Annotated in this window: 22 protein-coding genes and 1 tRNA gene; 20 read left to right on the top strand and 3 right to left on the bottom strand. The window is 65.4% G+C overall.

The features are described 5' to 3' along the window. Positions 1-91 precede the first annotated feature (91 nt). From ilvN to GQ56_RS0128635, 5 genes are all read left to right on the top strand, one after another. Entirely contained in the window at positions 92-583 is a 492-nt protein-coding gene (ilvN, locus tag GQ56_RS0128655) for an acetolactate synthase small subunit (RefSeq protein ID WP_006398781.1), read from the top strand. 95 nt (positions 584-678) lie between these two features. Further along, positions 679-1,695, top strand: coding sequence for a ketol-acid reductoisomerase (ilvC, locus tag GQ56_RS0128650; protein ID WP_014896490.1), 1,017 nt, complete (start codon positions 679-681; stop codon positions 1,693-1,695). 127 nt (positions 1,696-1,822) lie between these two features. Further along, entirely contained in the window at positions 1,823-2,467 is a 645-nt protein-coding gene (locus GQ56_RS0128645; protein ID WP_031401923.1) for a phosphatidylserine decarboxylase, read from the top strand. A 15-nt stretch (positions 2,468-2,482) separates the two neighbouring features. Beyond that, a complete protein-coding gene (gene pssA / locus GQ56_RS0128640; protein ID WP_031401922.1) occupies positions 2,483-3,355 on the top strand; it encodes a CDP-diacylglycerol--serine O-phosphatidyltransferase in 873 nt (290 codons plus the stop codon). A gap of 312 nt (positions 3,356-3,667) precedes the next feature. After that, positions 3,668-5,212, top strand: a complete 1,545-nt coding sequence (locus tag GQ56_RS0128635; protein ID WP_031401921.1) for a 2-isopropylmalate synthase — start codon at positions 3,668-3,670, stop codon at positions 5,210-5,212. 62 nt (positions 5,213-5,274) lie between these two features. Here the strand turns inward: GQ56_RS0128635 and GQ56_RS0128630 are convergent, their stop codons facing one another. From GQ56_RS0128630 to GQ56_RS0128620, 3 genes are all read right to left on the bottom strand, one after another. Further along, a complete protein-coding gene (locus GQ56_RS0128630) occupies positions 5,275-6,825 on the bottom strand; it encodes a SulP family inorganic anion transporter (protein WP_031401920.1) in 1,551 nt (516 codons plus the stop codon). 40 nt (positions 6,826-6,865) lie between these two features. Beyond that, positions 6,866-7,507, bottom strand: a complete 642-nt coding sequence (locus tag GQ56_RS0128625) for a carbonic anhydrase (RefSeq protein WP_031401919.1) — start codon at positions 7,505-7,507, stop codon at positions 6,866-6,868. A 383-nt stretch (positions 7,508-7,890) separates the two neighbouring features. Further along, positions 7,891-8,403, bottom strand: a complete 513-nt coding sequence (locus GQ56_RS0128620; RefSeq protein ID WP_031401918.1) for a hypothetical protein — start codon at positions 8,401-8,403, stop codon at positions 7,891-7,893. 169 nt (positions 8,404-8,572) lie between these two features. Between GQ56_RS0128620 and GQ56_RS0128615 the strand changes: the two genes are divergently transcribed. From GQ56_RS0128615 to nuoH, 15 genes are all read left to right on the top strand, one after another. Further along, positions 8,573-9,832 (top strand): branched-chain amino acid ABC transporter substrate-binding protein, encoded by a 1,260-nt coding sequence (locus tag GQ56_RS0128615; RefSeq protein WP_031401917.1) that lies wholly within the window; start codon positions 8,573-8,575, stop codon positions 9,830-9,832. A gap of 107 nt (positions 9,833-9,939) precedes the next feature. Further along, positions 9,940-10,209 (top strand): 30S ribosomal protein S15, encoded by a 270-nt coding sequence (gene rpsO / locus GQ56_RS0128610; protein WP_006398792.1) that lies wholly within the window; start codon positions 9,940-9,942, stop codon positions 10,207-10,209. A gap of 289 nt (positions 10,210-10,498) precedes the next feature. After that, on the top strand, positions 10,499-12,646 hold the full coding sequence (pnp, locus tag GQ56_RS0128605; protein ID WP_031401916.1) for a polyribonucleotide nucleotidyltransferase: 2,148 nt from the start codon (positions 10,499-10,501) through the stop codon (positions 12,644-12,646). 146 nt (positions 12,647-12,792) lie between these two features. Further along, positions 12,793-13,812 carry an NAD(P)H-quinone oxidoreductase gene (locus GQ56_RS0128600; RefSeq protein WP_031401915.1) on the top strand — a complete coding sequence of 340 codons (1,020 nt, stop codon included), beginning with the start codon at positions 12,793-12,795 and terminating at the stop codon, positions 13,810-13,812. A gap of 130 nt (positions 13,813-13,942) precedes the next feature. Continuing rightward, positions 13,943-14,698 (top strand): triose-phosphate isomerase, encoded by a 756-nt coding sequence (gene tpiA, locus GQ56_RS0128595; protein WP_031401914.1) that lies wholly within the window; start codon positions 13,943-13,945, stop codon positions 14,696-14,698. Positions 14,699-14,770: 72 nt separating this feature from the next. Then, positions 14,771-15,148 (top strand): preprotein translocase subunit SecG, encoded by a 378-nt coding sequence (gene secG, locus GQ56_RS0128590; RefSeq protein ID WP_031401913.1) that lies wholly within the window; start codon positions 14,771-14,773, stop codon positions 15,146-15,148. 112 nt (positions 15,149-15,260) lie between these two features. Further along, a tRNA-Leu gene (locus GQ56_RS0128585) sits at positions 15,261-15,345 on the top strand. A gap of 153 nt (positions 15,346-15,498) precedes the next feature. Then, positions 15,499-15,858 (top strand): NADH-quinone oxidoreductase subunit A, encoded by a 360-nt coding sequence (locus GQ56_RS0128580; RefSeq protein ID WP_006398798.1) that lies wholly within the window; start codon positions 15,499-15,501, stop codon positions 15,856-15,858. Positions 15,859-15,920: 62 nt separating this feature from the next. After that, positions 15,921-16,400, top strand: a complete 480-nt coding sequence (locus tag GQ56_RS0128575) for a NuoB/complex I 20 kDa subunit family protein (protein WP_006398799.1) — start codon at positions 15,921-15,923, stop codon at positions 16,398-16,400. Between the two features lie 21 nt (positions 16,401-16,421). Continuing rightward, the gene (locus GQ56_RS0128570) at positions 16,422-17,024 is read left to right on the top strand and encodes an NADH-quinone oxidoreductase subunit C (RefSeq protein WP_031401912.1); all 603 of its coding nucleotides are present in this window, start codon (positions 16,422-16,424) and stop codon (positions 17,022-17,024) included. A 9-nt stretch (positions 17,025-17,033) separates the two neighbouring features. Next, on the top strand, positions 17,034-18,287 hold the full coding sequence (locus GQ56_RS0128565) for an NADH-quinone oxidoreductase subunit D (RefSeq protein WP_031401911.1): 1,254 nt from the start codon (positions 17,034-17,036) through the stop codon (positions 18,285-18,287). 173 nt (positions 18,288-18,460) lie between these two features. Further along, on the top strand, positions 18,461-18,946 hold the full coding sequence (gene nuoE / locus GQ56_RS0128560; protein ID WP_031401910.1) for an NADH-quinone oxidoreductase subunit NuoE: 486 nt from the start codon (positions 18,461-18,463) through the stop codon (positions 18,944-18,946). Then, positions 18,943-20,253, top strand: a complete 1,311-nt coding sequence (gene nuoF, locus GQ56_RS0128555) for an NADH-quinone oxidoreductase subunit NuoF (RefSeq protein WP_006478267.1) — start codon at positions 18,943-18,945, stop codon at positions 20,251-20,253. Before nuoE ends, nuoF begins: the two co-directional genes overlap by 4 nt. A gap of 82 nt (positions 20,254-20,335) precedes the next feature. After that, positions 20,336-22,666: an NADH-quinone oxidoreductase subunit NuoG gene (nuoG, locus tag GQ56_RS0128550; RefSeq protein ID WP_031401909.1), complete on the top strand. Its 2,331-nt coding sequence runs from the start codon at positions 20,336-20,338 to the stop codon at positions 22,664-22,666. Further along, positions 22,667-23,734, top strand: coding sequence for an NADH-quinone oxidoreductase subunit NuoH (gene nuoH / locus GQ56_RS0128545; RefSeq protein WP_031401908.1), 1,068 nt, complete (start codon positions 22,667-22,669; stop codon positions 23,732-23,734). It abuts the gene before it with no gap. Positions 23,735-23,737 lie beyond the last annotated feature (3 nt).

Below are 23,737 nucleotides of genomic sequence, written 5' to 3'. Positions count from 1 at the left end.
CCGGATGCGGCCGCCTTCACGAAGGGCGGTGCGGCACGCGGCGGCGCGCGGCGCGAGTGAATCGACACGGTACATTCTGGAAGAAGCGAACATGAGACACATCATTTCCGTCCTGCTGGAGAACGAACCGGGCGCGCTGTCGCGCGTGGTCGGCCTGTTTTCCGCACGCGGCTACAACATCGAAACCTTGACGGTGGCGCCGACCGAAGACCAATCGCTGTCGCGGCTCACCATCGTTTCCATCGGCTCCGACGACGTGATCGAACAGATCACGAAGCATCTGAACCGCCTGATCGAGGTGGTGAAAGTGGTGGACCTGACCGACGGTGCACACATCGAACGCGAGCTGATGCTGATCAAGGTCCGTGCAGTGGGCAAGGAGCGCGAAGAAATGAAGCGGATGTCGGACATTTTCCGCGGCCGCATCATCGACGTGACCGAAAAGACCTACACGATCGAATTGACGGGCGCGAGCGACAAGCTCGACGCATTCATCCAGGGGCTGGACGCGGGCGCGATCCTCGAGACCGTGCGCACCGGCAGCTCGGGCATCGGACGCGGCGAGCGCATCCTGAAGGTGTGATGCCGAACAGGCACGCCGGGTGCGCCGTCATGTCCCGGCCCGCAGTACTCCATCCGAACGAATTGTTGAATTTTTGAATTAGCGAAGGAACCATCATGAACGTTTTCTACGACAAAGACGCCGACCTCTCCCTCATCAAGGGCAAGCAAGTCACGATCATCGGCTACGGCTCGCAGGGCCATGCCCACGCGCTGAACCTGAAGGACAGCGGCGTGAACGTGACGGTCGGCCTGCGCAAGGGCGGCGCGTCGTGGAGCAAGGCCGAAAACGCCGGCCTGTCGGTCAAGGAAGTCGCGGAAGCGGTGAAGGGCGCCGACGTCGTGATGATGCTGCTGCCGGACGAGCAGATCGCCGACGTGTACGCGAAGGAAGTGCACGAAAACATCAAGCAAGGCGCGGCGCTGGCATTCGCGCACGGCTTCAACGTCCACTACGGTGCGGTGATCCCGCGCGCCGACCTCGACGTGATCATGATCGCGCCGAAGGCACCGGGCCACACCGTGCGCGGCACGTACTCGCAAGGTGGCGGCGTGCCGCACCTGATCGCGGTTGCGCAGAACAAGTCGGGCGCGGCACGCGACATCGCGCTGTCGTACGCGGCGGCGAACGGCGGCGGCCGTGCCGGCATCATCGAGACGAACTTCCGTGAAGAGACCGAAACCGACCTGTTCGGCGAGCAGGCCGTGCTGTGCGGCGGCACCGTCGAGCTGATCAAGGCAGGCTTCGAGACGCTGGTCGAGGCAGGCTACGCGCCGGAAATGGCGTACTTCGAGTGCCTGCACGAACTGAAGCTGATCGTCGACCTGATCTACGAAGGCGGCATCGCGAACATGAACTACTCGATCTCGAACAACGCCGAGTACGGCGAGTACGTGACGGGCCCGCGCGTCGTCACGGAAGAGACGAAGAAGGCGATGAAGCAGTGCCTGACCGACATCCAGACGGGCGAGTACGCGAAGAGCTTCATTCTCGAGAACAAGGCAGGCGCACCGACGCTGCAGTCGCGTCGCCGCCTGACGGCCGAGCACCAGATCGAGCAGGTCGGTGCGAAGCTGCGTGCGATGATGCCGTGGATCGCGAAGAACAAGCTCGTCGACCAGACGAAGAACTAAGCACCGCGTGCTGTTCCGGCCCTTCGAGTGAAGGGTCGGTATCAAAAAGCCGTCCGAAGGCAGCAGTGCCCCGGGCGGCTTTTGCTATCCTACGGGCTTTGCAATTCACCGAACACAGAACGAATCCATGAACTATCCTCATCCGATCATCGCGCGCGAAGGCTGGCCGTTCATCGCGATTGCAGCCGTCATCGCGCTGTTGATCCATGCCGTCGGGGGCTTCGGCTTCGCGTGGCCGTTCTGGCTGCTGCTCGTCTTCGTCGTCCAGTTCTTCCGCGATCCGCAGCGCCCGATCCCCGCGCAGCCGAACGCGGTGCTGTGCCCCGCCGACGGCCGCATCGTCGCGGTCGAGACCGCGCAGGATCCGTACGCGAACCGCGAAGCGCTGAAGATCAGCGTGTTCATGAATGTCTTCAACGTCCATTCGCAGCGTTCGCCGGTCGATGGCGCGATCACCAAGGTCGAATACTTCCCGGGCGCGTTCCTGAACGCCGCGATCGACAAGGCGTCGACCGAGAACGAACGCAATGCGGTCGTGATCCAGACGGCGAGCGGCAAGACCGTCACCGCCGTGCAGATCGCCGGCCTCGTCGCCCGCCGGATCCTTTGCTACGTCCGCGCCGGCGAGCCGCTGTCGCGCGGCCAGCGCTACGGTTTCATCCGCTTCGGTTCGCGCGTCGACGTGTACCTGCCGCTCGGCAGCCGCGCGAAGGTGTCGATCGGCGAGAAAGTCTACGCGTCGTCGACGATCCTCGCCGAACTCGAGCAGTAAGCGGCGGGGCGCACGATGGCCGCATTCAAACCGCGTCGGCCGCGCAACGGCGCCGGCCAGACGCCACGCCCGTTTCGCCGCAACAAGGTGATGGCGCCCGATCCGGCGCCCATCGAGAGCCGCCGCGCCGCGCGCCAGCGCTTCCTGAAGACGCGCGGCATCTATCTGCTGCCGAACGCATTCACCACCGCGGCGCTGTTCTGCGGCTTCTTCGCGGTCGTGCAGGCGATGAACGTGCGCTTTGAAATCGCCGCGATCGCGATTTTCGTCGCGATGGTGCTCGACGGGATGGACGGGCGCGTCGCGCGCATGACGCATACGCAGAGCGCGTTCGGCGAGCAGTTCGACAGCCTGTCCGACATGGTGTCGTTCGGCGTGGCGCCCGCGCTGGTGATGTACGAGTGGGTGCTGAAGGATCTCGGCCGCTGGGGCTGGCTCGCCGCGTTCGTCTATTGCTCGGGCGCCGCGCTGCGTCTCGCACGCTTCAACACGAACATCGGCGTCGTCGACAAGCGTTTCTTCCAGGGGCTGCCGAGTCCGGCCGCCGCCGCACTGATCGCGGGCTTCGTGTGGCTGGCCACCGACAACCGCGTGCCGATGAAGCTCGGCTGGCTGCCGTGGGTCGCGTTCGTGCTGACGATCTACGCGGGCGTGACGATGGTGTCGAACGCGCCGTTCTACAGCGGCAAGGCGCTGGACGTGCGGCATCGCGTGCCGTTCGCGGCAATCCTGCTGGTCGTCGTCGCGTTCGTGCTCGTGTCGTCCGATCCGCCGTTGATGCTGTTCTGCCTGTTCGTGCTGTACGGGCTGTCCGGCTACGTGTTCTGGGCCTACATGGCCGTCCGCGGGCGCGCGAATCCGGCGCGCTCGTCGCAGCGCGATCACTGACGCGCGATCTGCACCGAAACGGCGGCCCTGGGCCGCCGTTTTCATTGGCCCCTTTTACGAACGGGGCAGGCGGCACCCCGGGGTGCCGTCCGATTGCGCACCCCGCGGAATGTCGCTATAGTCGTCGGCATGACTGCATTTCCCCGCTTCTCCCTCCTTCCAGCCGGTGCGCCGCTACGCGCGCTAGCCTCGGCGCGCCTGCCGCGCTGACCGTTCTCGCCCCCCGTCAAGCTTCGTCTGTTGTTGAGCGTCGCCAGCGGTGGCGCGACCTCGTTACGTTTGACATCCGTATAAAGAGCCCTGGAGCCCCCCATGACAGACAAGCTGATCATTTTCGATACGACGTTGCGTGACGGCGAGCAATCGCCCGGCGCGTCGATGACGAAGGAAGAGAAAATCCGCATCGCGAAGCACCTCGAGCGGATGAAGGTCGACGTGATCGAGGCCGGCTTCGCGGCCAGTTCAAACGGCGATTTCGACGCGATCCACACGATCGCCGGTCTCGTGAAGGACAGCACGATCTGTTCGCTGGCGCGGGCCAACGACAAGGACATCCAGCGGGCAGCCGACGCGCTGAAGCCGGCCGGCAGCTTCCGGATCCACACGTTCATCGCGACGTCGCCGCTGCACATGGAGAAGAAGCTGCGGATGACGCCGGACCAGGTGTTCGAGCAGGCGCGTCTCGCGGTGCGCTTCGCGCGCAAATTCACCGACAACGTCGAATTCTCGCCGGAAGACGGCAGCCGCTCCGACATGGACTTCCTCTGCCGCGTGCTGGAAGCCGTGATCGCCGAGGGCGCGACGACGATCAACATCGCCGACACGGTCGGCTACGGCGTGCCGGAACTCTACGGCAACCTCGTGAAGACGCTGCGCGAACGCATTCCGAACTCGGACAAGGCGATCTTCTCGGTGCATTGTCACAACGACCTCGGGATGGCCGTCGCGAACTCGCTGGCCGGCGTGAAGATCGGCGGCGCGCGTCAGGTCGAGTGCACGATCAACGGGCTCGGCGAGCGCGCGGGCAACACGTCGCTCGAAGAAATCGTGATGGCGGTGAAGACGCGCAAGGACTACTTCGGTCTCGACGTCGGCATCGACACGTCGCAAATCGTGCCGACGTCGAAGCTCGTGTCGCAGATCACCGGTTTCGTCGTGCAGCCGAACAAGGCGGTGGTCGGCGCGAACGCGTTCGCGCATGCGTCGGGCATCCACCAGGACGGCGTGCTGAAGGCGCGCGACACCTACGAGATCATGCGCGCGGAAGACGTGGGCTGGACCGCGAACAAGATCGTGCTCGGCAAGCTGTCGGGGCGCAACGCATTCAAGCAGCGCCTGCAGGAGCTCGGCGTGTCGCTCGACAGCGAGGGCGAACTGAACGCCGCGTTCATGCGTTTCAAGGATCTGGCCGACCGCAAGGCCGAGATTTTCGACGAGGACATCATCGCGATCGTGTCCGAGGAGTCGGCGCTCGCGCAGGAGCAGGAGCACTTCAAGTTCGTGTCGCTGTCCCAGCGTTCGGAAACGGGCGAACAGCCGCAGGCGAAGGTCGTGTTCGCGGTCGAGGGCAAGGAGGTGACCGGCGAGGCGCGCGGCAACGGTCCGGTGGATGCAACGTTCAACGCGATCGAGGGCGAAGTCGGCAGCGGGTCCGAATTGCTGCTGTACTCGGTGAACGCGATCACGACCGGCACGCAGGCGCAGGGCGAAGTGACCGTCCGGCTGTCGAGGAGCGGGCGGATCGTCAATGGCGTCGGCACCGATCCGGACATCGTGGCCGCATCCGCGAAGGCGTACATCTCCGCGCTGAACAAGCTGCATTCGAAGGACGACAAGCTCAACCCGCAGCGCTCGTAAGCGCCGCGCGTTGTCGAAAAGCCCCGAGCGGCCCTGTGCCGCCGGGGCTTTTTTCCATCCGCTCATTCGGCGGCCGGCGCGCGGAACAGCCAGCGGCGTGCGGCCGGGCGTGGCGCCGGGCTGCGCCGGCGGAATTCCACCGCGATCCCGCGCCGCGGCGCATCGGCGACGAATGCGTCGAGCAGTTCGAGCACGTCGTGATCGATGTAGTCGGCACGCGTGGCGTCGATGATCACGGCCGCCCGGTCGGGAATGTGCCGCAGGTGGTGCTTGACCTGCACCTTGCCGAGAAACGACACGTCCTTGCGGAACGACAGCAGGAAGTGGTCGTCGTGCTGCGCGAGCGTGACGGGGCTCTTCAGGTTCGCGATGGCGACCGCCAGCACGCTGCAGGCGAGGCCGAGCGCGATGCCGAACAGCAGGTCGACCGCGAGCACGCCGGCGATCGTTGCGATGAACGGCACGAACGCGGCGGGCCCTTGCTTCATCGTCGAGCGGAACAGGGCCGGTTTCGCGAGCTTGAAGCCGGTGTGGATCAGGATCGCGGCCAGGCTGGCGAGCGGGATCAGGTTGATCAGGCCGGTTAGCGCGAATACGCTCGCGAGCAGCAGCACCCCGTGAACGACCGCCGACATCCGGCTTTGCGCGCCCGCGTTGACGTTGACCGAGCTGCGCACGATGACCGACGTGATCGGCAGGCCGCCGACCGCGCCCGCGACGAGATTGCCGACCCCCTGCGCCTTCAGTTCGCGGTCGGGCTGGGTGGGGCGGCGCTTCGGGTCGATCTGTTCGACCGCTTCGAGGCTCAGCAGCGTCTCGAGGCTCGCGACGACGGCGAGCGTGATCGCGACGCGCCACACGTCCGGATTGACGAGCTGCGCGAAGTTCGGGCCGAGCTCGGCATGCTTGAGCGATGCGGCGAGGGCCGCGAACGATCCGAGCTCGGGCAGCGTCACGCGATGCGCGGCGCCCGGCGCGACCGACGGCGCGACGATACCCAGCACGAGCGTGGCGCCGATGCCCAGCACGACGACCGCGAGCGGCGCGGGCACCGAGCGCACCAGCGCGAAGCGGCGCAGCGCGCGCGTATCCCACGCGATCAGCAGGGCGAGCGATGCGAGCGCGATGGCGGTCGCGGCCCACGCGACCGGCAGATCCGGCCAGCCTGCAAACGATTGCGCGGCCGGGCCGCCGATACCGAGCGCGAACGGAATCTGCTTCACGATCAGCAGCAGGCCGATCGCGGCGAGCATGCCCTTGATGACGGGCGACGGCACGTAGGCGGCGAAGCGACCGGCGCGCAGCACGCCGAACCCGAATTGCAGCACGCCGGACAGCAGCACCGCGAGCAGGAACGCGGAGAAGCTGCCGAGTTGCGCGATGCCTTCGACGACGATCACGACGAGGCCGGCGGCCGGCCCGCTGACGGACAGCGACGAGCCGCTCAGCAGCGCGACGACGATGCCGCCGACGATGCCGGACACGAGCCCGGCGAACGGTTCGACGCCGGATGCATTGGCGATGCCCAGGCACAACGGCAGCGCGACGAGGAAGACGACGATGCCCGCGACGATGTCGCGCGGCAGGGTGGACAGGCGCTCGTTCAGTTTCATGGTTGGGGCGATTTCATTGGCGTGAGGGGCGGGGGCGGGATCAGGCGAGCGCGGCGGCCGCGACGGCCTGCGCGGGTTCGGTGTCCGCGGGCGGTGTTGTGTAGCCGGAATCGAGCTCCAGCAGGCGGCCGTCGGCGAGCGAAAAGATCCAGCCATGCACGAGCGGCGGCCGTTCGCGGCCGCGCACGATCGGCGACGCGCGCAGCAGCCGCACCTGTTCGAGGACGTTCAGCTCGGCAAGGCGATCGGCGGCGGCCGTGTCGTCGAGCCCGTCGAGTGCGTCGCGATGGCGCCGCGCGAGCGCGCAGAGCGGCGCGATGCGACGGGCGACATGGGGCAGGTCGGCCGGCGGCGGCAACAGTGACGCGCGTACGCCGCCGCAACCGTAGTGCCCGCACACGATCACATGGTCGACCTGCAGCACGCGCACCGCGTACTCGAGCACGCTGGCAGAATTGTCGTCGTCGGGGTGGAACAGGTTCGCGATGTTGCGATGGACGAACAGCTCGCCGGGCGCGCAGTGCGTGATGGTTTCGGCCGGCACGCGGCTGTCGGCGCAACCGATCCACAGCACGCGCGGGTTCTGGCCGCGCGCGAGAGCGTCGAAGAACCCGGGCGTGTGTTCACGCGTTTCGCGGGCCCAGGCGATGTTGGCGACCAGCATGCTCTTGGGGCGATTCATAGGGACTCCTATATGTTAAACAAAAATGAATATCGGTCGAAATGACGCAATTGCAATCTTTCTAAATTGAAAGGTTTGGTTTCGACTGATATTAGGGGTATGCCCTGGCGCTCCGGGGGTGTTGAAACAAATTGTTTCAAATTGACTGGATGCAGTGCATGGCATGCACCACACGCACGCATGACATGCATGACGCATGCCTGTTTCTCCCCGCAACGCGCCGCGTGACGGGGGTGTCAGCGGATCGCCATCGGCGTGTCATCGATCGGAAAATATTTCTGTCGTACTTCCGGAATGAATAAGAAGACGGAAAAAAGAAATGGCCATTTACGCAATGATTCGTAAATGGCCATGGCGACAATTGCGCGTAAATGCGCAATCGGTCAGAACAGGTTGCGGCGGTCGGGGTCGTGCAGCGGATCCGGCGTTTTCTGCGTGATGCGCAGGATGCCCTGCGGATCGAAATAGAAGCTGTACATCATGTACCAGACGTTGTCCTCGAGATACCGGTACGTCCACACCTCGCGCTTCATCAGCGGGAAGTAGGACGTCTCGACGGGGCGTCCGAAGTTGACGAGCACGTCGGTCTTCGTCCACTTGCCGATCTCCGCGCGATAGAACTCGCTCGGCTGCAGGACCTGGCGCACGTTGACGATCTTGTGGGCCGCGTCGACGTCGGCCGCCACGGTCACTTCGCCCATCGGCTGGGTCGGCCACATCAGGCGCCTGCCGCCGTCGGGCAGGTCGTAGACCTCGCGCGGCGGGCCCATGCGCGCGACGATCGCCGACTCGTCCTGGCCGGCCTGGTATTGCTGCCACGGTTGCGCGCAACCGGCCAGCAGCGCGGCGGCACAGACGAGCAGCACCGGCGCGCGCACGGGAATGCGAATGCGCATGGGAATCCTCCAGAACACGGAAACAAGTCCCGTTGTATCACGGACGGCGGGCGACGGCGCATCGCGCGGAAAAAATCGGTGCGGATCGCCGGCGCCGCCGCGCTTGCGGGCGGCGGGCGCGCCGGCCTATGATCCGCGCTTCTCGGGCAGATTGAAGGGCAGGTGGCCGATGCAGGGATGGAAGCGGTGCGCGCTCGCGTTGAGCGCGGGGTGGATGCTGGCGTCGTCCGCGTTTGCCGGCGGCGAGCCGGTGCGGATCGCGCTGATCGAAGGGATGTCGGGTCCGTTCGCGAACGCGGGCGCGGCGGTCGAGCGCAACCTGCGCTTTGGCGTCGAGCAGGTCAATGCGGCGGGCGGCGTGAAGCTGCGCGACGGCGCGCATCCGCTCGAGCTGGTCGTGCTCGACAGCAAGGGCAGCCCGGAGGAGGCCCTCGTGCAGTTGCGCGCGGCCGCAGACCGTCATATCGGCTTCGTCGCGCAGGGCAACAGCTCGGCCGTCGCGGCCGCGCTCGTCGCGGCGCTCGACAAGCTCAACGCGCGCGATCCGGACCGCCGGATGCTGTTCCTCAACTATTCGGCCGACGATCCGGCGCTGACCGGCGCGCGCTGCAGCTTCTGGCATTTCCGCTTCGACGCGCACGCCGGCATGCGGATGGCCGCGCTCGCGGACGTCATGGCGAGCGACCGCGCGCTGCGCAAGGTCTATCTGCTGAACCAGGACTACAGCTTCGGCCATGACGTCAGCACGCTCGCGCGGCAGGCGCTGGCCGCGCGGCGCCCCGACGTGACGATCGCCGGCGACGAGTTCCATCCGATCGGCCGGATCAAGGATTTCTCGCCTTACATCGCGAAGATCCGCGCGAGCGGCGCGGACGCCGTCGTGACCGGCAACTGGGGCAACGACCTCACGCTGCTCGTGAAGGCGGCGCGCGAGCAGGGGCTGAACGCGAAGTTCTACACGTTCTACGGCAACAGCCTCGGTGCGCCGGCGGCACTCGGCGACGCCGGTGTGGGGCGGGTCGTGGCCGTGGCGGACTGGCATCCGAACGCGGGCGGTGCGAAATCCGACGCGTTTTACCGTGCCTTCCGGAACCGTTTTCCGTCCGCGCAGGACGACTATCCGGTGCGGCGCATGAGCCTGATGATCGAGATGCTGGCCGCCGCGATGAACCGCGCGGGGTCGGCCGACCCCGTCGCGGTCGCCCGCGCGCTCGAGGGGCTGTCGTTCGACGACGGCTTCCATGCGTCACGGATGCGCGCGCAGGATCATCAATTGATCCAGCCCCTTTACGTGATGGACATGGACAAGGCCGGCACGCCGGGTGTGCGCTTCGACAACGAAGGGTCGGGCTACGGTTTCCGGACAGTGCTGGCGGTGCCGGCGCAGCGCACGGAGATGCCGTCGACGTGCTCGATGGCACGCCCGTGACAGGGGCGGCAAGAATGGCACGCAAGTTGTGCTACAATGCCCGCCGGTTGTAAGTCACGGCACGGCCATTCTTCCGTGTCCGCCTGTTCAGTCAGAAAGGAAATCACATGTCCGTTGCAGATATCAAGAAGTCGGAAGTCGTTGCTCAGTTCGCCCGCGGTACCAACGACACGGGTTCGCCCGAAGTCCAGGTCGCACTGCTGACCGCACGTATCGTCGAACTGACGGGTCACTTCAAGACCCACGCGAAGGATCACCACAGCCGCCGCGGCCTGCTGCGCATGGTGAGCCGCCGCCGCAAGCTGCTCGACTACCTCAAGGGCAAGGATGCCGACCGTTACCGCGCACTGATCGAGAAGCTGGGTCTGCGTAAGTAATCGAGGCGATTGCCGCCAGCAAGATGCCTGTGTCAGTCCGCTGATACAGGCATTTTGTTTTTGCGCGGTGCGTAGCGTCACGCGCACCGCAGGTTGCCCGGCACGTTCGTGCGGGGCTGCCCAACGACTGGTACCGGGGCGGGATTTGTGTCATTCCAGCGCGGCGCTGCACGAGCGCCGCGCCGGAATGGCATAAAAAACACACCTTGCTCCGGGTGATTCGGTCGGGACGCCGCCGCGCGGGATGGCCGGCGCGGCGAATGAAATGCATGAATTCAAAGGAGCAACCATGTCCATGTTCAACAAGGTCGTGAAGGAATTCCAGTGGGGCCAGCACAAGGTGCGCCTCGAAACCGGTGAAGTCGCTCGCCAGGCGAGCGGCGCGGTGATCGTCGACGTCGAAGACACCGTCGTGCTGGCAACCGTCGTCGGCGCGAAGTCGGCGAAGCCGGGTCAGGATTTCTTCCCGCTGACCGTCGACTACCTCGAAAAGACCTACTCGGCCGGCAAGATCCCGGGCGGCTTCTTCCGCCGCGAAGGCCGTCCGTCGGAGCACGAGACGCTGACGTCGCGCCTGATCGACCGTCCGCTGCGCCCGCTGTTCCCGGAAGGCTTCTACAACGAAGTCCAGGTCGTGATCCACGTGCTGTCCGTGAACCCGGAAATTCCGGCGGACATCCCCGCGCTGATCGGCGCATCGGCTGCGCTCGCCGTGTCGGGCCTGCCGTTCAACGGCCCGGTCGGTGCCGCTCGCGTTGCGTACATCGACAATGCGTACGTGCTGAACCCGACGCGTGACCAGATCAAGGCGTCGAGCCTCGACCTCGTCGTCGCCGGTACGGAACGCGCGGTGCTGATGGTGGAATCGGAAGCCGACCAGCTGTCGGAAGACGTGATGCTGGGCGCCGTGGTGTTCGGCCACGAGCAGATGCAGGTCGCGATCGATGCGATCCACGAACTGGTCCGCGAAGGCGGCAAGCCCGAGTGGGACTGGCAGCCGGCGCCGAAGAACGAGGCGCTGATCGCGCGCGTGACCGAGCTGGCGCAGAACGACCTGCTCGCCGCTTACCAGCTCCGCGACAAGCAGGCGCGCTCGGCGAAGCTGAAGGAAGTCTACTCGGCGACCTCGGCGAAGCTCGAGGAAGACGCTCAGGCGGCCGGTACGGCAGCAGCCGACAAGGCGACCGTCGGCAACGTGCTGTTCGACATCGAAGCCAAGATCGTCCGTTCGCAGATCCTGAACGGCGAGCCGCGCATCGACGGTCGCGACACGCGCACCGTGCGTCCGATCGAAATCCGCACCGGCGTGCTGCCGCGTACCCACGGCTCGGCGCTGTTCACGCGCGGCGAGACGCAGGCGCTGGTGGTGGCGACGCTCGGCACGAAGGGTGACGAGCAGATCATCGACGCGCTCGAAGGCGAGTACCGCGAGCGCTTCATGCTCCACTACAACATGCCTCCGTTCGCGACCGGCGAAACGGGCCGCGTCGGCTCGCCGAAGCGCCGCGAAATCGGTCACGGCCGCCTCGCGAAGCGTGCGCTGGTCAAGTGCCTGCCGAGCGCCGACGAATTCGGCTACTCGATCCGCGTCGTGTCGGAAATCACCGAATCGAACGGTTCGTCGTCGATGGCGTCGGTGTGCGGCGGCTGCCTCGCGCTGATGGACGCAGGCGTGCCGATGAAGGCACACGTCGCGGGCATCGCGATGGGCCTGATCCTCGAAGGCAACAAGTTCGCGGTGCTGACCGACATCCTCGGCGACGAAGATCACCTCGGCGACATGGACTTCAAGGTGGCCGGCACGGAACAAGGCGTGACGGCGCTGCAGATGGACATCAAGATCCAGGGCATCACGAAGGAAATCATGCAGGTCGCGCTCGCGCAGGCGAAGGAAGGCCGCATGCATATCCTCGGCAAGATGACGTCGGCGGTCTCGGGTGCGAACACGCAACTGTCGGAATTCGCGCCGCGCATGATCACGATCAAGATCAACCCGGAAAAGATCCGCGACGTGATCGGCAAGGGCGGTTCGGTGATCCGTGCGCTGACGGAAGAAACGGGCACGACCATCGACATCTCGGATGACGGCGTCGTGACGATTGCCAGCACGAGCAGCGAAGGCATGGCCGAAGCGAAGAAGCGCATCGAGAACATCACGGCCGAGATCGAAGTCGGCCAGGTGTACGAGGGCACGGTCCTCAAGCTGCTCGATTTCGGTGCGATCGTGAACCTGCTGCCGGGCAAGGACGGCCTGCTGCACATCTCGGAAATCGTCAACGAGCGCGTGAAGGACATCAACGACTACCTGAAGGAAGGTCAGCAGGTCAAGGTCAAGGTGATCCAGACGGACGAGAAGGGTCGCGTGCGCCTGTCGGCCAAGGCGCTGCTGAATGAAGCAGCGGCGGCCGCGCAGTCGGACACGCCGCCGCAGCAGTAAGCGGAAGGGCGGATCAACGGCCGGCAGCGCGAAAGCGCGCCGGCCGTTTTTTCTGTAGCATCGTTGTGCGGCGCAGCAGCGCCGGCCGGGCGTCCGTGCCGCGCGCGGGCGCACCATCAGATTCCGATCCTGGAGCGACCCTCACCATGAAAGCCATTGAAATCACCGAATTCGGCGCCCCCGACGTGCTGAAGCTCGCGGAGCGTCCGCGTCCGGAGCCGAAGCGCGGCGAGGTGCTGATCAAGGTGGCGGCCTCCGGCGTGAACCGGCCCGACGTATTCCAGCGCAAGGGCGCCTACGCGCCGCCGCCGGGCGCGTCGGATCTGCCGGGCCTCGAGGTCGCGGGCGAGATCGTCGGCGGCGACCTGTCCGATGCCGCGCTGAACCCGTTCGGCCTGAAGCTCGGCGATCGCGTCTGCGCGCTGCTCGCGGGCGGCGGCTATGCCGAATATGCGGTCGCGCCGCTGCCGCAATGCCTGCCGGTGCCCGGCGGGCTCACCGATATCGAGGCCGCGTCGCTGCCCGAGACGTTCTTCACCGTGTGGAGCAACGTGTTCGATCGCGCGCAGCTCGGGGCGGGCGAGGGCGGCGAGCAGGAGACGCTGCTCGTGCAGGGCGGCTCGAGCGGCATCGGCGTGACGGCGATCCAGATCGCGCACGCCCTCGGCTTTCGCGTGTTCGCGACCGCCGGCACGGCTGACAAGTGCCGTGCATGCGAGGCGCTCGGCGCCGAGCGCGCGATCAACTACAAGACCGAGGATTTCGTCGAAGTCGTGAAGTCGCTGACGCACGATCGCGGCGTCGACGTGATCCTCGACATGGTGGCCGGCTCGTACGTGCCGCGTGAGCTGTCCGCACTCGCGGACGGCGGCCGTCTCGTGCTGATCGCGCTGCTCGGCGGCGCGAAGACCGACATCAACCTGGGCGAGATCCTGCGCCGCCGGCTCACGATCACGGGTTCGACGCTACGCCCGCGCCCGGTCGAGTTCAAGGCGCGCATCGCCGCGCAGCTGAAGGCGCGCGTGTGGCCGCTGATCGCCGACGGCCGCATCAAGCCGGTGATTTACCGCGTGCTGCCGGCCGCGGATGCCGCGCAGGCGCATGCGCTGATGGAGAGCAGCGAGCACACCGGCAAGATCGTCCTCGATTGGGGTACGAACGCCTGACGGTCCGTGCGGCCGGGCTTGACATGGGCGGTTTGACCGGTTCAAGCCGTGCGCAGTAAAATCGCGGGTTTGCTTCGCCAGATCAAACCTGACGGCCGGTTTCCGGTGCGTCGATGACGAGACAGACACGATGTCGAAACAGAGAACTAAGCGGGTGATCGGCAACTGGAAGATGCACGGCCGGCTGGCCGGCAACCAGGCGTTGCTGAACGAAGTGGTGCAGGGTGTGGGCGCGGTGGCGGCCGAAACGTCGGTCGGCGTGTGCGTGCCGTTCCCGTATCTCGCGCAGGTTCAGGCGCAGCTCGACGGCGGCCGTGTCGCGTGGGGCGCGCAGGACGTGTCGGCGCACGAGCAGGGTGCATTCACCGGCGAAGTGGCGGCTGCGATGGTCGCGGAGTTCGGCGCACGCTATGCGATCGTCGGTCACTCGGAGCGTCGCGCGTATCACGGCGAACGCAACGAGACGGTCGCGGCGAAGGCGCAGCGCGCGCTCGCGGCGGGCCTCACGCCCGTCGTGTGCGTCGGCGAGACGCTCGACGAGCGCGAGTCGGGTGCGACCGAGCAGGTGGTCGGTACGCAGCTCGACGCGGTGCTGGCCGTGCTGACGGCCGACGAGGCGGCGCGCATCGTCGTGGCCTACGAGCCGGTCTGGGCGATCGGCACGGGCAGGAGCGCGACGTCGGCGCAGGCGCAGGACGTGCATGCGTTCCTGCGCGCGCGTCTCGCGGCAAAGGGCGCGGCGGACGTGTCCGTGCTGTACGGCGGCAGCGTGAAGCCGGACAACGCGGAAGAGCTGTTCGCGCAGCCGGATATCGACGGCGGCCTGATCGGCGGCGCGTCGCTGAAGGCGGAAGATTTCCTGGCGATCTGCCGGGCCGCGCGTTGAGCGGTCCGCGATCGAATTGAACCATGACGGCGGCCGGTCGGTCCGGTCGCCCGATCCATTCGGGTGGGTGTGATGCTGTTATTCAAAACGCTGATTATTGTGGTGCAGGTGCTGTCTGCGCTGGGTGTGATTGGTCTCGTGCTGCTGCAGCACGGCAAGGGCGCCGACATGGGCGCCGCCTTCGGCAGCGGCGCGTCGGGCAGCCTGTTCGGCGCGACGGGCTCGGCGAACTTCCTGTCGCGTACGACGGGCATTCTCGCAACGATCTTCTTTGTCGCGACGCTCGCGCTGACGTACCTCGGTTCGTACAAGTCGACGCCGTCGGCGGGCGTGCTCGGCGCAGTGGCGACCGCGCCGGCATCGGCGCCCGCGGCGTCTGCGCCGGCCGTCGCGGCATCCGCTGCTGCAGGCTCGGCCGCAAGCGCACCGGGCCAGGACGTCCCGAAATAAAAAGTTAAAATATTTGCGATTGTGCGTTGAACAATTCTGGAACTCGGGTTAGAATTTAATTCTTGAAGCGATTCGCGGGAAACAAGTAGTTACAACCCCGGTTGCATGCAGTGCCGACGTGGTGAAATTGGTAGACACGCTATCTTGAGGGGGTAGTGGCGAAAGCTGTGCGAGTTCGAGTCTCGCCGTCGGCACCAAAGTTACTCAATGCCAGCCGCTTCTAGTGGCTGGCATTTTTCATTTCTGGGGTGTGCTTGCGGTTGTCTTGCGATCGAACGCACTCCGAAATGATTCCTTCCGCCGGAAGTGGTATTCTCCGGACGCTCAGAACCAACCGATAGAGGATTGCCTTGAACCTCGCAGCCTATTACCCCGTCTTGTTGTTCCTCCTCGTGGGCACTGGTTTAGGTATAGCGCTGGTCAGCATCGGCAAGCTCCTTGGTCCCAACAAGCCGGACGTCGAGAAGAACGCACCGTACGAGTGCGGCTTCGAAGCCTTTGAAGACGCCCGGATGAAGTTCGACGTCCGGTACTACCTCGTCGCCATCCTGTTCATCATCTTCGATCTCGAAACCGCATTCCTGTTTCCGTGGGGCGTCGCGCTCCGGGATATCGGCTGGCCGGGTTTCATCGCAATGATGATTTTTCTGCTCGAATTCCTGCTGGGCTTTGCCTATATCTGGAAGAAAGGCGGCCTCGATTGGGAGTGATGGGTTAATCGCCGGTTTGCATGGGCGGCCACGCTCGGTCGCTCGTCTGGAGTGGAAAGCAAATGAGTATCGAAGGGGTCTTGAAGGAAGGGTTTGTCACCACGACGGCTGACAAGCTGATCAACTGGACGCGTACCGGCTCGCTGTGGCCGATGACGTTCGGGCTCGCGTGTTGCGCCGTCGAAATGATGCATGCGGGCGCGGCCCGTTACGATCTGGACCGGTTCGGCGTCGTGTTCCGTCCGAGTCCGCGTCAGTCGGACGTGATGATCGTCGCCGGCACGCTCTGCAACAAGATGGCGCCCGCGCTGCGTCGCGTGTACGACCAGATGGCCGAGCCCCGCTGGGTGATTTCGATGGGGTCTTGCGCGAACGGCGGCGGCTACTACCACTACTCGTATTCGGTGGTTCGCGGCTGCGACCGGATCGTGCCGGTCGACGTCTACGTGCCGGGCTGTCCGCCCACGGCCGAGGCGCTGGTCTACGGCGTGATCCAGCTGCAGGCGAAGATCCGCCGCACCAATACCATCGCCCGTCAATAAAGCCCCGAGCGTCCCCTCAATATGGCAAGCAAAATCGAGACCCTCAAGGCCAACCTCGAAGCCGCGCTCGGCGCGCGCGTGGTGAGCCTCACCGAAGCGATCGGTGAACTGACGCTCGTCGTGAAGGCGAGCGATTACCTCGAAGTCGCAACGATGCTGCGCGACGATCCGAAGCTCCGTTTCGAGCAGCTGATCGACCTCTGCGGCGTCGACTACCAGACCTTCGGCGACGGCGCCTACGACGGCCCGCGCTTCGCGGCCGTGTCGCACCTGCTGTCCGTCACGAACAACTGGCGCCTGCGCCTGCGCGCATTCGCGCCCGACGACGACCTGCCGATCGTGGCGTCGCTGGTCGACATCTGGACCTCCGCGAACTGGTACGAGCGCGAAGCGTTCGACCTGTACGGCATCGTGTTCGAAGGCCACCCCGACCTGCGCCGCATCCTCACCGACTACGGCTTCATCGGCCACCCGTTCCGCAAGGACTTCCCGGTGTCGGGCTACGTCGAAATGCGTTACGACCCGGAAGAGAAGCGGGTCGTCTACCAGCCGGTGACGATCGAGCCGCGCGAAATCACGCCGCGCGTGATCCGCGAGGATCGCTATGGCGGTCTGAAACATTAAGGGGGCGTCATGGCAGAAATCAAGAACTACACGCTCAACTTCGGCCCGCAGCACCCGGCAGCGCACGGTGTGCTGCGCCTCGTGCTCGAGCTCGACGGCGAAGTCATCCAGCGCGCCGATCCGCACATCGGCCTGCTGCACCGCGCGACGGAAAAGCTCGCGGAATCCAAGACCTTCATTCAGTCCGTGCCGTACATGGACCGTCTCGACTACGTGTCGATGATGGTCAACGAGCACGGCTACGTGCTCGCGATCGAAAAGCTGCTCGGCATCGACGTGCCGGAGCGCGCGCAGTACATCCGCGTGCTGTTCGACGAGGTCACGCGCGTGCTGAACCACCTGATGTGGATCGGCGCGCACGCACTCGACGTCGGTGCGATGGCGGTGTTCCTGTACGCTTTCCGCGAACGCGAAGATCTGATGGACGTGTACGAAGCGGTGTCCGGCGCCCGGATGCACGCGGCGTACTACCGCCCGGGCGGTGTCTATCGCGATCTGCCTGACGCAATGCCGCAATACAAGGCGTCGAAGATTCGCAACGAGAAGGCGCTCGCGAAGATGAACGAAGCGCGCAGCGGCTCGGTGCTCGACTTCATCGACGACTTCTTCACGCGCTTCCCGAAGTGCATCGACGAATACGAAACGCTGCTGACCGACAACCGGATCTGGAAGCAGCGTCTGGTCGGGATCGGCGTGGTCAGCCCGGAACGCGCGCTGCAGATGGGCCTGACGGGCCCGATGCTGCGCGGCTCGGGCATCGCGTGGGACCTGCGCAAGAAGCAGCCGTACGAAGTGTACGATCGCATGGATTTCGACGTGCCGGTCGGCGTGAACGGCGATTGCTACGACCGCTATCTGGTGCGCGTCGAGGAAATGCGTCAGTCGGTACGTATCGCGAAACAGTGTATTGAGTGGCTCCGCAAGAATCAGGGCCCGGTGATGACCGAAAATCACAAGGTTGCACCGCCGTCGCGCGTCGGCATGAAGACCAACATGGAAGACTTGATTCACCACTTCAAGCTCTTCACCGAAGGTTTTCATGTGCCGGAAGGCGAAGCGTACGCGGCGGTCGAGCATCCGAAGGGTGAGTTCGGCATCTACCTCGTGTCCGACGGCGCCAACAAGCCGTATCGCCTCAAGATTCGCGCTCCGGGTTTCGCGCACCTGGCGTCGCTCGACGAAATGGCACGCGGTCACATGATCGCCGACGCCGTCACGATCATCGGTACGCAGGACATCGTGTTCGGCGAAATCGACCGCTAATGGTTGCGCCGCCCGCGCGAGCGGGCGGCGAGCAGCAAGTCACACGCGATGCGCGCTGAACCGGCGCGGCTTCGCAAGCTGTCAACAGAGTGAGCGCCAGGTCTGCCGTCCATGCACCCACAGTGTGCGGCAGGTTGTTCGTTCGGTAGGAATTGAAAGAGTCGTGTCTGAAAATGATCTCAGCTGAAGGCCTGAAGGAAATCGATCGAGCGTTGACGAAGTATCCCGCCGATCAGAAACAGTCCGCCGTGATGTCGGCGTTGGCCGTTGCTCAGGAAGAGCACGGCTGGCTGTCGCCCGAACTGATGCAGTTCGTTGCGGACTATCTCGGCATGCCGGCCGTTGCCGTGCAGGAAGTCGCGACGTTCTACACGATGTACGAGCTCAAACCGGTCGGCAAGCACAAGATCACGCTCTGCACGAACCTGCCGTGCCAGCTCGGCCCGGACGGCGGCGCGGAAGCGACTGCCGACTACCTGAAACAGAAGCTGGGCATCGGCTTCGGCGAGACCACGCCCGACGGCAAGTTCACGCTGAAGGAAGGCGAATGCATGGGCTCGTGCGGCGATGCGCCGGTGCTGCTGGTGAACAATCACAGAATGTGCAGCTTCATGAGCCGCGACAAGATCGACCAGCTGCTTGAGGAGCTCTCGAAATGACGTCCCTCCACGACCGTCACATCAAACCGCTGATCCTCGCTGGTCTGAACGGCGAGAACTGGCATCTCGAAGATTACGTTGCGCGCGGCGGCTACAAGCAGCTGCGCCGCATTCTCGAAGAAAAGATTCCGCCCGAGCAGGTGATCGCCGACGTCAAGGCGTCGGGCCTGCGCGGCCGTGGCGGTGCGGGCTTCCCGACCGGCCTGAAGTGGAGCTTCATGCCGCGCCAGTTCCCGGGGCAGAAGTACCTCGTCTGCAACTCGGACGAAGGCGAGCCGGGCACGTTCAAGGATCGCGACATCCTGCGCTGGAACCCGCACGCGCTGATCGAGGGCATGGCCATCGGCGCATACGCGATGGGCATCACCGTCGGCTACAACTACATCCACGGTGAAATCTTCGAAGTGTATCGACGCTTCGAGGCCGCGCTTGATGAAGCGCGCGCCGCCGGGTTCCTCGGCGACAACATCATGGGCTCGGAATTCTCGTTCCAGCTGCATGCGCACCATGGTTACGGCGCGTACATCTGCGGCGAGGAAACGGCGCTGCTCGAGTCGCTCGAAGGCAAGAAGGGCCAGCCGCGCTTCAAGCCGCCGTTCCCGGCGAGCTTCGGCGTGTACGGCAAGCCGACCACGATCAACAACACCGAGACGTTCGCCGCGGTGCCGTTCCTGCTGTCCATCGGGCCGCAGAATTACCTCGAGATCGGCAAGCCGAACAACGGCGGCACGAAGATTTTCTCGGTGTCGGGCGACGTCGAGCGTCCGGGCAACTACGAAGTGCCGCTCGGCACGCCGTTCGCGACGCTGATGGAGCTCGCCGGCGGGATGCGCGGCGGCAAGAAGATCAAGGCCGTGATTCCGGGCGGTTCGTCCGCGCCGGTGATCCCGGGCGACATCATGATGCAGACGGATCTCGACTACGATTCGATCGCGAAGGCCGGCTCGATGCTCGGTTCGGGCGCGGTCATCGTGATGGACGAGACGCGCTGCATGGTGCGCTCGCTGCTGCGCCTGTCGTACTTCTACTACGAGGAATCGTGCGGCCAGTGCACGCCGTGCCGTGAAGGCACCGGCTGGCTGTATCGCGTCGTGAACCGTATCGAGCACGGCGAAGGCCGTCAGGAAGATCTGGACCTGCTGAACTCGGTTGCCGAGAACATCATGGGCCGTACGATCTGCGCGCTCGGCGATGCGGCGGCGATGCCGGTACGCGGGATGCTCAAGCACTACTGGGACGAATTCGCGTACCACGTTGAGCACAAGCACTGCATGGTCGGCGGCCACGCGCACGCGGCGGCAGCCTGAAGCGCACCCGGTTGCGGAATTTGAGCGCACGGTCGGGCGAAGGCGCGAACGAGCGGAAATAGGTTAAGGACCATTCACCATCATGGTTGAACTTGAAATAGACGGCAAGAAGGTCGAGGTGCCCGAAGGCAGCATGGTGATCCAGGCTGCGCACAAGGCGGACAAGTACATTCCTCACTTCTGCTATCACAAGAAACTGTCGGTTGCGGCCAACTGCCGGATGTGTCTCGTCGAAGTCGAGAAGATGCCGAAGGCCGTGCCTGCCTGTGCGACGCCCGTGTCGGCCGGCATGATCGTCCATACGCAATCGGACAAGGCCGTGAAGGCGCAGCAGTCGGTGATGGAATTCCTCCTCATCAACCACCCGCTCGACTGCCCGATCTGCGATCAGGGCGGTGAATGCCAGCTGCAGGATCTGGCGGTCGGCTACGGCAAGTCGTCGTCGCGCTACTCGGAAGAGAAGCGCGTGGTGTTCCACAAGAACGTGGGCCCGCTGATCTCGATGGAAGAGATGTCGCGCTGCATTCACTGCACGCGCTGCGTCCGCTTCGGCCAGGAAGTCGCCGGCGTGATGGAGTTCGGCATGCTGGGCCGCGGCGAGCACTCGGAAATCACGACGTTCGTCGGCAAGACGGTCGACTCCGAGATGTCGGGCAACATGATCGACCTGTGCCCGGTCGGCGCGCTGACCAGCAAGCCGTTCCGCTACAGCGCCCGTACGTGGGAGCTGTCGCGCCGCAAGTCGGTGAGCCCGCACGATTCCGTCGGCGCGAACCTCGTCGTGCAGGTGAAGAACAACCGCGTGATGCGCGTGCTGCCGTTCGAGAACGAAGCGATCAACGAATGCTGGATCTCGGACAAGGACCGCTTCTCGTACGAAGGCCTCAACAGCGAAGAGCGCCTGACGAAGCCGATGCTGAAGCAGGGCGGCCAGTGGATCGAGACCGACTGGCAGACCGCGCTCGAATATGTCGCGAAGGGCCTGAAGGGGATCGCCGCGGATCACGGCGCGAACGCGCTGGCGATGCTCGCGAGCGCGCACAGCACCGCGGAAGAGCTGTTCCTCGTGAAGCAGCTCGCCAGCGAACTGAAGACGCCGAACGTCGATTTCCGTCTGCGCCAGCAGGATTTCTCGGCGCCGGTCCAGGGCGCGCCGTGGCTCGGCATGCCGATCGCCGATCTGTCGAACGTGGACGCCGCGTTCGTCGTCGGTTCGTTCCTGCGCCGCGACCACCCGCTGTTCGCGTCGCGCCTGCGCCAGGCCGCGAAGGGCGGCGCGAAGCTGCACTTCCTGCACGCGACCGGTGACGACGCACTGATCCCGACCGCGCAGCGCATCGTTGCCGCTCCGTCGGCATGGCTCGACGAACTGGCCGGCATCGCCGCGGCCGTCGCGCAGCTGCGCGGCGTCGCGCTGCCCGACACGCTCGCGGGCGTCACCGCATCGCCGGCCGCGCAGGCCGTGGCCCAGTCGCTGTCGAATGGCGAACGCCGCGCGGTGCTGCTCGGCAACGTCGCGGTCCGCCACCCGGAATTCGCGAAGCTGCACGCCGTCGCGCAGTGGATCGCCGACAACACCGGCGCCACGTTCGGCTTCCTGACGGAAGCGGCGAACACGGTCGGCGCGCACGTCGTCGGCGCGCTGCCGGGCGCGGGCGGCCTGAACGCACGCGAAGCGTTCGCACAGCCGCGCAAGGGTTACGTGCTGCTGAACGTCGAACCGGAATTCGACACCGCCGATCCGGCACAGGCGCTCGCCGCGCTGAACCAGGCGGAGATGGTCGTCGTGATGTCGCCGTTCAAGCACGGCCTCGACTACGCCGACGTGCTGCTGCCGGTTGCGCCGTTCACGGAAACGGCCGGTACGTTCGTCAACGCGGAAGGCACCGTGCAGAGCTTCAACGGCGTCGTGCGTCCGCTCGGCGACACGCGCCCGGGCTGGAAGGTGCTGCGCGTTCTCGGCAGCCTGCTCGGCCTGCCGAACTTCGAATACGAGACGGCGGACGAGGTGCGTCTCGCCGCGCTCGGCGACGCCGGCGTGGCGGGCCGCCTGTCGAACCAGACGTCGGTTGCGCCGGTGCGCGCCGCGGCGAATGCCGCGAACGGCGGCTTCGAACGCCTGGCCGATGTGCCGATCTATCACGCCGACGCGCTCGTGCGCCGTGCAGGTGCGCTGCATCTGACGACCGCCGCGAAGGCAGCGAATGCCGCAGCCTTGCCGGCCGCGCTGTTCGACAAGCTGGGCTTGAAGGAAGGCGACGCCGTGCGCGTGCGCCAGGGCGAGCGTGCGGTGCAGTTGCCGGCCGTGCGCGACGCGAATCTTGCGGAGACGGTCGTTCGCGTGTCGGCAGCAACGCCTGCCGGCGCAGCGCTCGGCAGCCTGTCCGGTGAACTGGTGGTGGAGAAGGCGTAAATGAGCTTGTTCGATACGATCAACGCGGGCGGAGCCCAGCTTCTCGGCGTCGCGTGGCCGACGGTATGGGCAATCGTGCGCATCCTCGTCGTCGCCGTCGTGATCCTGCTGTGCGTGGCGTACCTGATTCTGTGGGAACGCAAGCTGATCGGCTGGATGCACGTGCGTCTCGGCCCGAACCGCGTCGGCCCCGGCGGCCTGCTGCAGCCGATCGCCGACGTGCTGAAGCTGCTGCTGAAGGAAGTCATTCAGCCGAGCGCCGCCAGCCGCTGGCTGTACCTGATCGCGCCGGTCATGACCGTCGTGCCGGCATTCGCGGTGTGGGCGGTGATCCCGTTCCAGGCACAGGCCGTGCTCGCGAACATCAACGCGGGCCTGCTGTACGCGATGGCGATCTCGTCGATCGGCGTGTACGCGGTGATCCTCGCGGGCTGGGCGTCGAACTCGAAGTACGCGTTCCTCGGCGCGATGCGCGCCGCGGCGCAGATGGTCTCGTACGAAATCTCGATGGGCTTCGCGCTGGTGCTCGTGCTGATGACGGCCGGCAGCCTGAACATGTCGGAAATCGTCAACTCGCAGCAGCACGGCTTCTTTGCCGGCCACGGCGTGAACTTCCTGTCGTGGAACTGGCTGCCGCTGCTGCCGGCGTTCGTCGTCTACTTCATTTCGGGCATCGCCGAAACGAACCGCCATCCGTTCGACGTGGTGGAAGGGGAGTCGGAAATCGTTGCAGGTCACATGATCGACTACTCGGGCATGGCGTTCGCGCTGTTCTTCCTCGCCGAGTACATCAACATGATCGTGATCTCGGCGCTGGCTGCGACGCTGTTCCTCGGTGGCTGGGATGCACCGTTCGAATTCCTGTCGTTCATCCCGGGCATCTTCTGGCTGGTGCTGAAGGTCTTCGCGCTGCTGTCGGTGTTCATCTGGGTCCGCGCGACGTTCCCGCGCTACCGTTACGACCAGATCATGCGTCTGGGCTGGAAGGTGTTCCTGCCCGTCACGGTGATCTGGGTGGTCGTGGTCGGCTTCTGGATGATGTCGCCGCTGAACATCTGGGTGAAGTAAGGA

This window comes from Burkholderia paludis, from assembly GCF_000732615.1.
Taxonomy (GTDB): Bacteria; Pseudomonadota; Gammaproteobacteria; order Burkholderiales; family Burkholderiaceae; genus Burkholderia; species Burkholderia paludis.
Note: the sequence above shows the minus strand (reverse complement) of the source record. Positions and strands in the feature narration are given on the sequence as shown.